Here is an 11679-nt window from a genome sequence, read left to right as displayed (position 1 = left end):
CACCCCTCCCACGGGGGGTGCGGCCCGCCCGTTTTCCCGCACATATCCTTGACCTCATGTACTTCACGGACCGTGGCATCGAGGAACTGGAGAAGCGGCGCGGGGAGGAGGAGGTCACCTTCGAGTGGCTGGCCGAACAGCTCCGCACCTTCGTCGACCTCAACCCCGACTTCGAGGTCCCGGTAGAACGCCTGGCCACCTGGCTGGCCCGCCTGGACGACGAGGACGAGGAGTAGCACCCCACCTGGCTGGCCCGCCCGGACGACGAGGAGTAGCACCCCACGGTGCGGCGGCGCCCCCGCCGCACCCATCCGCCCACCGCGTCGGCCTCACCCATCCGCCCACCGCGTGCGGCCGCTGACAGCCGCACGCGCCGCTCCTGCGGGCAGCCGCACCCAGCGTTCCCGCGTTCCCGCGTTCCCGCATCCCGCGTTCCCGCGTTCCCGCATCCCGCGTTCCCGCATCCCGCGTTCCCGCATCCCGCGTTCCCGCGTTCCCGCATCCCGCGTTCCCGCGTTCCCGCATCCCGCGTTCCCGCGTTCCCGCATCCCGCGTTCCCGCATCCCGCGTTCCCGCGGGCAGTCGTGCCGCTGGGGCGGCACGGGTGGGCGCGACGGCACCCCGCAAGCGCCGGGCAGCGCGAACACCCCCCGCCCGGCACCGGCACCGGCACCGGCACCGGCACACATCACCATCGGCACACTCACAAGCCGACGGATCACCAGAACGAGTGCCTTGACTTTCCCCTGCCGCGATATATCGTGAATCACGTAAGACGCGATATGCCGCGTCGTGGTCGACCGCTACGTTCCCAGGAGGTCCCCCCATGCCCGAATGGTCCGTCGCGGAACCCACAAAGCTCACCTTCGACACCCCCGTGAGCACCCTGCACGTCCGCATCGTCAACGGCACAGTGAACATCGTCGGCACCGACGCCCCCTCCGCCCACCTCCAGGTCTCCGAGATCGAGGGCCCACCCCTGGTCGTCACCCAGAAGGACGGCACCCTCACGGTGGCCTACGACGACCTGCCCTGGAAGGGCTTCCTCAAGTGGCTCGACCGCAAGGGCTGGCACCGCAGCGCGGTGGTCTCCCTCGCCGTCCCGGCCCGGACCCGGGTCGAGGTGGGCGTGGTCGGCGCCGGCGCCGTGGTCTCCGGCGTCCAGGGCGCCGCCTCGGTGAAGGGCGTCACCGGCGACACCACCCTGGTCGCCCTCTCCGGCCCCGTCCGCGCGGACACCGTCTCCGGGAGCGTGGAGGCCCAGTCCGTCACCGGCGACCTCCGCTTCGCCTCCGTCTCCGGCGACCTCACCGTCGTCGAGGGCTCCGGCTCCTCCGTACGGGCGGACACGGTCAGCGGCTCCATGATCGTGGACCTCGACCCCGACGGCCCCACCGACGTCAAGCTGACCAGCGTCTCGGGCGAGATCGCCATCCGGCTGCCGGACCCGGCGGACGCCGAGGTGGAGGCCAACACCGCGAGCGGCGCGATCTCCAACGCCTTCGACGACCTCCGGGTACAGGGCATGTGGGGCGCCCACAAGCTCACCGGCCGTCTGGGCGCGGGCAGCGGCAAGCTGCGGGCCACCACCGTCTCCGGCTCCATCGCCCTGCTGCGCCGCCCGGCCGGACAGGGCGAGCCCGAACCGCGGGACGACGCGGGAGACAATGCCGGTACGACCGACAAGAAGGTGCTCTGACATGCCCCCCGTCTTCGCCCACGGACGCCTCCGCCTCTACCTGCTGAAGCTGCTGGACGAGGCCCCGCGCCACGGCTACGAGGTGATCCGCCTCCTCGAAGAGCGCTTCCAGGGGCTGTACGCACCCTCCGCGGGCACGGTCTACCCGCGCCTGGCCAAGCTGGAGGCGGAGGGCCTGGTCACCCACACCACCGAGGGCGGCCGCAAGGTCTACTCCATCACGGACGCCGGCCGCGCCGAACTGGCCGACCGCAGCGGCGAGCTGGCCGATCTGGAGCTGGAGATCCGGGAGTCGGTCGCCGAGCTGGCCGCCGAGATCCGGGCCGACGTCAGCGGCGCGGCGGGCGATCTGCGCCGCGAGATGCGGGCCGCGGCCGGCAGGGCCCGCCAGAGCCGTACGGGCGGGGCGTCCACCGAGGAGGAAGGCGCTTTCGGCGACTTCGGCGTCTTCGGCAACAAGGACGCCTGGCAGGCGGCCAAGGAGGAGATGCGCCGCGCCAAGCAGGAGTGGAAGGAACAGGCCCGCCGCGCCAAGGACGAGAGCCGCCGCTCCCGCGAGGAGGCCCAGCGCGCCCGCCGCCAGGCCAAGGAGGCCCAGGACAGGGCGCAGGAGGAGGTGCAGCGCATCGCGCGCCAGGTCCAGGAGCAGGTGCAGGACCACTTCGCCCGGGGCGACTGGCCGACGGGCCTGCGGGAGGGCCTCGGTGAACTGGCCAAGGAGATGAGCGGATTCGGCAAGGACTTCGCCTTCGGCCGCACCGGCACAGGAGCCTCCGACAAGACCTCGGAGCCGTCGTACTCGGAGACGCCCGAGGACTTCCCCGCCGACTACACCCCGGCCTGGGCGCACGAGGACGCCTCGGACTCCACCGGCGACCCGGCCCGCGACCTGGACCGCCTGCTGGACCGCTTCCGGGACGACATCCGCGACGCGGCCCGCGACCACGGAGTCACCCCGGACCAACTCCGCGACGCCCGCCGCCACCTGTCCACGGCAGCGGCCCACATCGGGGTGCTCCTGCGCACGCCGAAGCGGTGAGCGTCTCCGGTCGGCTCAGTGATCCCCTGTGTCGCTCCGAGGTGCAAGCCGATCGCCTTCGTGCCCCGATGCCGTACAGCGGGAGCTGTCAGCCCTCGCGGCACGTCCCTCCGGACGCCGGCCGGTGAGCTCTCGCGACCTCACCGAGGAGGGTGCCCGATGCCGCCTGGGCGCCGGGCGTGCGCGTGACCGATCTGCCGCAGAATCACCACGGATCACTGATCCGACTGGTGCCCCTCTGACGATCCCGGCAGGAACGCACCGGACCTGACCGTGGCGTGGCCCCGCAACCGCCCTGCCCGCCCAAACCAAGCCGAAGCCCCTGGGCCCACCCACCCCCGACGAGCCCCGGCCCGGCGGGACACCCCGGGCCCGACCGGACCGGCTCGGACCGTCCCGCCTCGGGCCGGGCCCACGCCGATGTCAGCCCGCCTTGGCTTCGCCGCCCCCGTGGAGGACCCGGGTCACGGACTCGTACGTCACTCCGTGGTCGGCGAGGACCTCGGCGGGGACGCCGGGGCGGGTGGTCAGGGCGAGCAGAAGGTGCTCGTCGCCGATACGGCGGTCGCGCAGGGCGGTGGCGGCGCGCAGGGCGCCCGTGAGGACGTCCTTGGCCGCGCGGTCGAAGGGCCGGTGACCCGTCCGCCGGCCCCCGGCCTTCCGGTCGCCGGACATCGCCCCGGCCCCGTGCACCTCCTCCACCCGGGCCACGATCTCCGACACGTCGATGCCGAGCCCGGCGAGCGCGTCGGTCTCGGCCTGCGTCAGCCCGGCCCGCCGCCGGGCCTCCCCCAGCGCCGCCCGCACCGACTCCCGCCGCCCACCGGCACCGAGGACGGCCAGCGCGAACGAGGCCCGGCTCCCTTCCCGGTCGAGCAGGGCCAGCAGCAGATGCTCGGCACCGACCCGCTCGGCCCCCGTCTCCTCCGCGTGCCCGACCGCCCCCTTCACCACGTCACGGGCGTCCTTGGTGAACCGCTCGAACATCAATGCCTCCCGTACTTCTTGTGCACGGCCTGCCTGCTGACCCCGAGCTCGGTGGCGATCTCCTGCCACGACCAGCCCTGCTGGCGCGCGTTGCGCACCTGCACGGTCTCCAGTTGCTCCAGCAGCCGGCGCAGGGCGGCGACGGCCCGCAGGCCGACCCGTGGGTCACGATCGCCCGCCCGCTCGGCGAGGTCGGTTGCCTCAGTCATGATGTCAACGTACGTTGACACTCCCCCGCCGTCAACCCCGATTGACATGCCGACGGCCGGCCCGGAGACCCGGACCGGCCGTCGAAGCGAACCCCGCCCCTCAGGGATTCGTGAGCACGATCTTGCCGAACTGCCCGCCGGAATCCATCCGTTCGAAGCCCTCCCGTGCCCGGTCCATGGGCAGCACCTCGTCGATGACGGGACGCACCCCCGTGGCGGCGCAGAAGGAGAGCAGATCCTCCAGCTCGTCCTTGGTGCCCATGGTCGACCCGACGACCTTGAGCTCCAGGAAGAAGATCCGGGTCAGCTCGGCGTGCGAGGGCCGGTCACCACTGGTGGCACCGGAGATGACCAACGTGCCGCCGGGACGCAGCGACTTCACCGAGTGGGACCAGGTGGCGGCCCCCACGGTCTCGATCACCGCGTCGACCCGCTGCGGCAGCCGCGCCCCGGTCCCCACGGCCTCCACGGCCCCGAGTTCCAGCGCCCGCTTCCGCTTGGCCTCGTCCCGGCTGGTGGCGAAGACCCGCAGCCCCGCCGCCTTGCCGAGCACGATCGCGGCGGTGGCGACACCACCCCCGGCCCCCTGCACCAGCACGGAATCCCCGGGCCGCACCCCGGCGTTGGTGAACAGCATCCGGTACGCGGTCAGCCAGGCGGTCGGCAGACAGGCGGCCTCCTCGAAGGAGAGCTCCTTCGGCTTGGGCAGGACGTTCCAGGTGGGCACGGCGACCTGCTCGGCGAACGTGCCCTGGTAGCGCTCGGTCAGGATGGACCGGGGCTCGCGGGGACCCACCCCGTGGCCGCTCTGTCCGATCACCGAGTGCAGGACGACCTCGTTGCCGTCCTCGTCGACGCCGGCGGCGTCGCAGCCGAGGATCATCGGCAGCTTGTCCTCCGCGAGGCCCACGCCCCGCAGGGACCAGAGGTCATGATGGTTGAGGGAGGCGGCCCTGACCGTGACGGTGCTCCAGCCGGGCCGGGCCTCGGGAGCGGGACGCTCTCCCGACTCCAGACCCGAGAGCGGCTGGTCGCGGTCGATTCGGGCGGCGTAGACAGCGAACATGACCTTGACGATAGGTTCCCCGCCCCGCCGAAGGAACCAGGCCCCGCTGTGAGACACGCCCTCTTGCCACACGACGGGATCCGCCACCCGGGTGGTCCAAGCCCCTGGCACAGAAAACCGGCACGGAAAATTGGCCCCGTCCACCCGGGACGGGGCCAACCAGTGATCCGCGCGCCTCAGCGGCGGGCGACACCCTCCGCCCGGGCGGCAGCGGCCACCGCCGCCGTCACCGCGGGGGCGACCCGCTCGTCGAACGGGGACGGGATGACGTAGTCGGCGGCGAGATCGTCGCCGACCACCGCGGCCAGCGCCTCGGCCGCCGCCAGCTTCATCCCCTCGGTGATCCGGGAGGCCCGCACCTGCAGCGCGCCCGCGAAGATGCCGGGGAACGCCAGCACGTTGTTGATCTGGTTCGGGAAGTCCGACCGTCCGGTGGCCACGACCGCCGCGTACTTGTGCGCGATCTCCGGGTGCACCTCCGGGTCGGGGTTGGCCATGGCGAAGACGAACGCGCCCTCGGCCATCGACGCCACCGCCGGCTCCGGCACCGTGCCGCCGGAGACTCCGATGAAGACGTCGGCACCGGCCAGCGCCGACTCCAGCGATCCGGAGAGGCCGGCCTTGTTGGTGAACGACGCCAGCTCCGCCTTGATCGGCGTGAGGTCCTCGCGGTCCCGCGACACGACGCCCTTGCGGTCGGCCACGGCGACATCGCCGATACCGGCCTCGATCAGCATCTTGGCGATCGCGACACCCGCGGCGCCCGCGCCCGAGATCACGGCCCGCAGCTCACCGAGCGTCCGTCCGCTCAGCCGCGCCGCGTTCCGCAGCGCCGCCAGCGACACGACCGCCGTGCCGTGCTGGTCGTCGTGGAAGACCGGGATGTCCAGCCGCTCCTGCAGCCGCTTCTCGATCTCGAAGCAGCGGGGCGCCGAGATGTCCTCCAGGTTCACCCCGCCGAAGGACGGGGCGAGCCGGACCACGGTCTCGACGATCTCGTCCACGTCGGTGCAGTCCAGGGCGATCGGGACCGCGTCCACGCCGCCGAACTGCTTGAAGAGGATGGCCTTGCCCTCCATCACGGGGAGGGAGGCCTCGGGACCGATGTCACCGAGTCCCAGCACGGCCGTACCGTCCGTCACGACGGCGACGACCTGCGACTTCCACGTGTAGTCGTGGACGAGGTCCGGCTGCTCGGCGATCGCGCTGCACACCTTCGCGACGCCGGGCGTGTAAGCCAGGGACAGATCGTCCTTGTCGCGGATCGGCACGGTGGCCTGCACAGCCATCTTGCCGCCGCGGTGCAGCGCGAACGCCGGGTCGAAGGAGTCAAGGGGCTCGGCCCCTTTGCCCTGCTCCGTACGACCGTTCCGGCTTTCGCTGTCGCTGCGAGGATTGACAATCTCCGCTGCCACTTGGTTTTACCCCTTAAGTGTTCATGGTTTGAGGGTTGCCACTCCTGGTGAGGGGTGGGCGGGACCGCGCAAGGCCCGGAGGGTTGATGCGAACGGGCCGAACGCGACGGGCGCGCCGCACACGCGCCCTGAGCCCCGGATGAGGGGTGTAAAGAACCTTCTTACCGGACGGACGCCGTCGGCGACGAGTCCATAACGCGAAGGTCACATGCCGAGGCCCCGCGTTGTCGCTCGATATCAGGACAAGGCCGAGAGTAAGTAGGAGCAAGCCCACAACCACGGCAAAACCCACGGCGCGCGGGTCCATATCCTGGGATATCCAGGAGATCTTCCGGCCGGAACGACTGATTCCCGCAGACTGTCCGGTCAGATGTCCCGGAGTGGTGCGGTTCGGGCGTCACCCGTTATCCGATTTTGACATCGCGAGCCCCCTGAACGGCTCAGTCCAAATGGCAAGATGCCGTAATCGAACGAGGTCGCGACACTCGAAGACGTGTGTTCTCGTCGACCTGCGGCGCTGCCGATACCCGTCGGCAGTGGCCCACCCATCGGCATCTCCACCCATCCGCCGGAGGAACCCACCATGACCGCAAGCACTACCCGTCGTACCACCGCCGCGCGCTCCCGTCTTGCGGCGGCCGGCGCGATCGCGGTCGCAGGCGCACTGCTTCTCACCGGCTGCGGTGACCAGACCAAGGACAAGGGCTCCGGCGAGAGCCAGTCCGAGAGCAAGGCCCCGCTGGCCGACAAGCTCCCTCAGGCGATCCGCGACAAGGGCGTCGTCAAGGTCGGTTCGGACATCGCCTACGCGCCGGTCGAGTTCAAGGACGGCTCCGGCAAGGTGGTCGGTATCGACCCGGACCTCGCGGCCGCGATGGGCAAGCAGCTCGGCGTGACGTTCGAGTTCCAGAACGCCACCTTCGACACGCTCGTCGGCGGTCTCGCCTCCAACCGCTACGACATCGCCATGTCGGCCATGACCGACACCAAGGACCGCCAGGAGGGCGTCGACGCCGACACCGGCAAGAAGGTCGGCGCGGGCGTCGACTTCGTCGACTACTTCACCGCGGGCGTCTCGCTGTACACCAACAAGGGCGACAACCAGGGGATCAAGACCTGGGACGACCTCTGCGGCAGGACCATGGCCGTGCAGCGCAACACTTTCTCCCACGACCTGGCCAAGGACCAGGCGAAGAAGTGCACGGACGCCGGCGAGAAGACCCTGAAGATCGAGCCCTTCGACACCAATCCCGAGGCCGAGACCCGGATGCGCTCCAAGGGCGCGGACGTCGTCTCCGCCGACTTCCCGATCGCCGCGTACTCCGTGAAGAACTCCGGCGGCGGCGAGTACTTCGAGATCGTCGGCGACCAGGTCGAGGCGGGCCCGTACGGCATCGCCGTCGCCAAGGGCAACACCGAGCTGCGCGACGCCCTCCAGGCCGCCGTCCAGGCCATCATCGACAACGGCGAGTACCAGAAGATCGTCGACAAGTGGGGTGTCGCGGACGGCGCGATCACCGAGGCCAAGATCAACGGCGGTTCCTGAACCAGCCTCGTTCGACTCGGCTCTGAAAGGCTCCACCCGTGACTGCTGACGTCAACAAGACGGACGGTCCCGGCGCGACGCCCTCCGCCGGGCCGGAGGCCATCAAGGCCATTCCGGTCCGGCACCCGGGGCGGTACGTGTCCGCGGTCGTCGCCCTCGCCCTCCTGGGCGCGGTCGTCTACGCCTTCGCGCAAGGCAAGATCAACTGGGGCGCGATCCCCGACTACTTCTTCGACGACCGGATCCTGCACGGTGTCTGGAACACCCTGCTCCTGACCGTGCTGTCGATGGTGATCGGCATCGTCGGCGGCATCCTGCTCGCCGTGATGCGCCTGTCCAAGAACCCGGTGACCTCGTCCCTCGCCTGGTTCTACATCTGGTTCTTCCGTGGCACCCCGGTCCTGGTCCAGCTCTTCGTCTGGTTCAACCTCGGGCTGGTCTTCGAGTACATCAACCTCGGGCCGATCTACAAGGACTACTGGGCGTCCTTCATGACGCCGCTGCTGACGGCGCTGCTCGGCCTGGGTCTCAACGAGGCCGCCTACATGTCCGAGATCTGCCGGGCAGGCCTGCTCTCGGTCGACGAGGGCCAGACCGAGGCGTCGCACGCGCTCGGCATGAGCCGCGCCAAGACGCTGCGCCGGATCGTCGTCCCGCAGGCGATGCGGGTGATCGTGCCGCCCACCGGCAACGAGGTCATCAACATGCTGAAGACGACCTCGCTCGTCTCGGCGGTGCAGTTCGCCGACCTCTTCCAGGAGGCCAAGGACATCGGTCAGAACTCGGGCTCACCGGTGGAGATGTACTTCCTCGCCGCCGCCTGGTACCTGATCATGACCTCGATCCTGAGCGTCGGCCAGTACTACGTCGAGCGCTACTACGCCCGCGGATCGGTCCGCTCCCTGCCGCCGACGCCCCTCCAGCGCTTCAAGGCCGCGGTCCTCCCCACGCGCCGTTCGAAGGGAGTCCCGGCATGACGCAGCCCACCGACGCACCCATGGTCAAGTCCGAGGGCGTCCACAAGTCCTTCGGCTCCGTCGAGGTCCTCAAGGGCATCGACCTCGAGGTGAAGTCCGGCGAGGTGTTCTGCCTCATCGGCCCCTCCGGCTCCGGCAAGTCCACCTTCCTCAGGTGTATCAACCACCTCGAGAAGATCAACGCCGGGCGTCTGTACGTCGACGGAGAGCTGGTCGGCTACCGCCAGAAGGGCGACAAGCTGTACGAGCTCAAGGACAGCGAGGTCGCCCTCAAGCGCCGGGACATCGGCATGGTCTTCCAGCGCTTCAACCTGTTCCCGCACATGACGGCCGTCGAGAACGTCATGGAGGCGCCGGTCCAGGTCAAGGGCGTGGGCAAGGGGCAGGCCAGGGAGCGCGCGATGCAGCTCCTGGAGCGCGTGGGCCTCGGCGACAAGGCCCGGAACTACCCCTCGCAGCTCTCCGGCGGCCAGCAGCAGCGGGTGGCGATCGCGCGGGCGCTCGCGATGGACCCCAAGCTGATGCTCTTCGACGAGCCGACCTCGGCGCTCGACCCGGAGCTGGTCGGTGACGTCCTCGACGTCATGCGCGACCTCGCCGAGTCCGGCATGACGATGGTCGTCGTCACCCACGAGATGGGCTTCGCCCGCGAGGTGGGCGACAGCCTGGTCTTCATGGACGGCGGTGTGGTGGTCGAGTCGGGCAACCCGCGCGACGTCCTGACCGACCCGCAGCACGAGCGCACGAAGGCGTTCCTGTCCAAGGTGCTCTGAGCGGACACGCGAAGGGGCGGTACGGCCGGTCCGTACCGCCCCTTCGCGTTCCCCTCCGGCTACTTCAGCGCCAGCAGCAGGGTGTCCGACGGCGAGCACCACACCGCCCGCGCCTCGCCGAACCCCTTCTCGCGCAGCACGCGCGCGTGCCACGCGGCCGGCGGCATGTCGCCGTCGGCGTGTTCGCCGTAGATCTCGAACCGGCGGGCCGTCGGTCCGGCGAGGACCGGGTCCTCCGCCGCGAGCTGCCACCACTGGGCCCAGTCGAGGGCACCGTCCGACTTGGCCCGATCCATACGGGCGTGGCGCAGGGCGCGCTCGGCCGCGTTGATCCGGGGCGTCGTGTCGTCGATCATGTGGTCCGCGTTCATGAAGACACCGCCGTCGCGGACGAGCCCCGCGATGTGCCCGTAGAGATCCGCGAGGGGTTCCCGGTGCAGCCAGTGGAGGGCGGTCGCGGTCAGCACGGCGTCGTAGGAGTCGTACGGCAGTTTCGCCGGCCACTCGGGGTCCTTGAGGTCGGCCGTCACGAAGGAGACCCGCTCGTCCCCCTCGAACGTGCCCTCCGCGATGGCGAGCAGCGCCGGGTCCAGGTCGACGCCGGTGCTGGTGGCGTCCGGGAACCGGTCGAACAGCCGGGCGGTGATGCTGCCCGTGCCGCAGGCGAGGTCGAGCACGCGCGGCGCGGTGCCGACGAGGGCCTCCACCATGTCGAGCATGACCCGGAAGCGTTCCTCGCGGTCCGGCATGTACCACTCCTGCTGCCGGTCCCAGCTCTCCTGCCAGGCCCGCCAGTCGGCGGCGGCCGTGGTGGTGTCCGCGTCCGTCATCGAGCGCCTCCCTCGCATACGTCCCGTAATACCCTGGGTGCGGAATCGTCCATTACAAGACCGCGCTCCTGACGATAGATCCCCTGCGTAAGGACTACAAGTGGAACTGGCCTATTACTCGGATTACGCCGTACGCCTCGTCAACACCGAGGAACCGGCCCGGGGGAAGGACACACTGACCTCGGTCGAGGCCGTCCGCGATCTGTTCGGCGCCAACCAGTCGGCCGCCCGGCGCACCACCGACGCCGATGTGACGCGGTTCCGCTCGGTCCGGGCCAGGCTCCGCTCGGTCTTCGAGGCGGCGGACGGCGGCGACGAGACCCTCGCCGTCGACCTGCTGAACTCACTGCTGCTGGAGTTCCCGGTCAGCCCGCAGATCTCCGGCCACGACTTCCGCGACGACGACGGCCGCCCGCTGTGGCACATGCACCTGGCCGACCACCCGTCCAACGCCACCGCCGGCTACGCCGCCATCGCCGCGATGGGCCTGGCCTTCCACCTCACCGAGTACGGCGTGGACCGTCTCGGCCTGTGCGAGGCGTCGCCCTGCCGCAACGCCTACCTGGACACCTCCACCAACCGCTCCCGCCGCTACTGCTCCGACCGCTGCGCCACCCGCGCCAACGTGGCCGCCTACCGCGCCCGCAAACGCCTGGAGGCCGACCGGCCGGAGAGCACGGGCCGGGCCGACGACAGCACCCAGCCCACCACGGCCAGCGGCGAACGCCGCTCGGAGCCGCGCGGCCGGTAACGGAAGCGGACCCGGCCGAGCACCAGCTCGTCGGGCACCACCCCGTAGTCGGTGCTGTCGCCGCCCGCGAACGCGTTGTCCCCGAGCACCCACCAGCCGCCGTCGCGCCGCTCGGCGGCCCGCTTGACGACGAGCAGGTCCTGCTGGAACGGATGCCGCAGCACGATCACGTCCCCGCGTTTGACCCGGGCGCCGTAGTGCACCAGGAGCCGGTCCCCGTGGTGCAGCGTGGGCACCATGGACGGCCCGGTCACCTCGGCCACCCCGAAGGGCAGCGGCGCCCTCGCCCGCTCGGCGTCCTGCGACAGCTCCGGCATCTCCCGGCACCTCCCCGGTTCGTCCTCCACCAGTCCCAGTCTCACCCCGGACTTTTGTCCTAAGCCCGCG

At 70.6% G+C, this 11679-nt stretch carries 13 protein-coding genes; 7 read left to right on the top strand and 6 right to left on the bottom strand.

Annotated elements, in window-relative coordinates:
• Positions 1 to 56: 56 nt before the first annotated feature.
• From ACIA6T_RS16070 to ACIA6T_RS16060, 3 genes are all read left to right on the top strand, one after another.
• Positions 57 to 236 carry a DUF6104 family protein gene (locus tag ACIA6T_RS16070; RefSeq protein ID WP_023586593.1) on the top strand — a complete coding sequence of 60 codons (180 nt, stop codon included), beginning with the start codon at positions 57 to 59 and terminating at the stop codon, positions 234 to 236.
• A 590-nt stretch (positions 237 to 826) separates the two neighbouring features.
• On the top strand, positions 827 to 1699 hold the full coding sequence (locus tag ACIA6T_RS16065; protein ID WP_399447106.1) for a DUF4097 family beta strand repeat-containing protein: 873 nt from the start codon (positions 827 to 829) through the stop codon (positions 1697 to 1699).
• A 1-nt stretch (position 1700) separates the two neighbouring features.
• On the top strand, positions 1701 to 2738 hold the full coding sequence (locus ACIA6T_RS16060) for a helix-turn-helix transcriptional regulator (RefSeq protein ID WP_399447104.1): 1038 nt from the start codon (positions 1701 to 1703) through the stop codon (positions 2736 to 2738).
• 423 nt (positions 2739 to 3161) lie between these two features.
• On the opposite strand, the gene ACIA6T_RS16055 is transcribed toward ACIA6T_RS16060, so the two are convergent.
• The 4 genes from ACIA6T_RS16055 to ACIA6T_RS16040 all read right to left on the bottom strand — a co-directional run bounded on the left by ACIA6T_RS16055 (position 3162) and on the right by ACIA6T_RS16040 (position 6415).
• Positions 3162 to 3725, bottom strand: coding sequence for a Clp protease N-terminal domain-containing protein (locus tag ACIA6T_RS16055; RefSeq protein ID WP_399447103.1), 564 nt, complete (start codon positions 3723 to 3725; stop codon positions 3162 to 3164).
• Complete coding sequence (locus tag ACIA6T_RS16050) at positions 3725 to 3934, bottom strand: helix-turn-helix domain-containing protein (protein ID WP_361745123.1); 210 nt, start codon at positions 3932 to 3934, stop codon at positions 3725 to 3727. Before ACIA6T_RS16050 ends, ACIA6T_RS16055 begins: the two co-directional genes overlap by 1 nt.
• Before the next feature lie 100 nt (positions 3935 to 4034).
• Positions 4035 to 5000, bottom strand: coding sequence for a zinc-binding dehydrogenase (locus tag ACIA6T_RS16045; RefSeq protein WP_399447102.1), 966 nt, complete (start codon positions 4998 to 5000; stop codon positions 4035 to 4037).
• Between the two features lie 176 nt (positions 5001 to 5176).
• Complete coding sequence (locus tag ACIA6T_RS16040) at positions 5177 to 6415, bottom strand: NADP-dependent malic enzyme (protein ID WP_399447101.1); 1239 nt, start codon at positions 6413 to 6415, stop codon at positions 5177 to 5179.
• A 583-nt stretch (positions 6416 to 6998) separates the two neighbouring features.
• Between ACIA6T_RS16040 and ACIA6T_RS16035 the strand changes: the two genes are divergently transcribed.
• The 3 genes from ACIA6T_RS16035 to ACIA6T_RS16025 are packed head-to-tail and all read left to right on the top strand — an operon-like array spanning position 6999 to position 9711.
• Positions 6999 to 7961 carry an ABC transporter substrate-binding protein gene (locus ACIA6T_RS16035; protein WP_399447100.1) on the top strand — a complete coding sequence of 321 codons (963 nt, stop codon included), beginning with the start codon at positions 6999 to 7001 and terminating at the stop codon, positions 7959 to 7961.
• Positions 7962 to 7999: 38 nt separating this feature from the next.
• Positions 8000 to 8938, top strand: a complete 939-nt coding sequence (locus ACIA6T_RS16030; RefSeq protein ID WP_399447099.1) for an amino acid ABC transporter permease — start codon at positions 8000 to 8002, stop codon at positions 8936 to 8938.
• Positions 8935 to 9711, top strand: coding sequence for an amino acid ABC transporter ATP-binding protein (locus ACIA6T_RS16025; RefSeq protein WP_399447097.1), 777 nt, complete (start codon positions 8935 to 8937; stop codon positions 9709 to 9711). Before ACIA6T_RS16030 ends, ACIA6T_RS16025 begins: the two co-directional genes overlap by 4 nt.
• Before the next feature lie 59 nt (positions 9712 to 9770).
• Here ACIA6T_RS16025 and ACIA6T_RS16020 read toward each other — a convergent pair whose 3' ends face one another.
• Positions 9771 to 10541, bottom strand: a complete 771-nt coding sequence (locus ACIA6T_RS16020; RefSeq protein WP_399447096.1) for a class I SAM-dependent methyltransferase — start codon at positions 10539 to 10541, stop codon at positions 9771 to 9773.
• A 100-nt stretch (positions 10542 to 10641) separates the two neighbouring features.
• On the opposite strand from ACIA6T_RS16020, the gene ACIA6T_RS16015 reads away from it, so the two are divergent.
• Positions 10642 to 11292 (top strand): CGNR zinc finger domain-containing protein, encoded by a 651-nt coding sequence (locus tag ACIA6T_RS16015; RefSeq protein WP_399447095.1) that lies wholly within the window; start codon positions 10642 to 10644, stop codon positions 11290 to 11292.
• Here ACIA6T_RS16015 and sodX read toward each other — a convergent pair.
• Positions 11175 to 11609, bottom strand: a complete 435-nt coding sequence (gene sodX / locus ACIA6T_RS16010; protein ID WP_399447094.1) for a nickel-type superoxide dismutase maturation protease — start codon at positions 11607 to 11609, stop codon at positions 11175 to 11177. The genes ACIA6T_RS16015 and sodX overlap by 118 nt on opposite strands.
• Between the last annotated feature and the right edge of the window lie 70 nt (positions 11610 to 11679).

The sequence above is a fragment of the Streptomyces sp. NPDC051740 genome, assembly GCF_044453165.1.
Taxonomy (GTDB): domain Bacteria; phylum Actinomycetota; class Actinomycetes; order Streptomycetales; family Streptomycetaceae; genus Streptomyces; species Streptomyces atrovirens.
The sequence above is the reverse complement of the archived record's forward strand: the minus strand, read 5'-3'. Positions and strand labels throughout refer to the sequence as shown.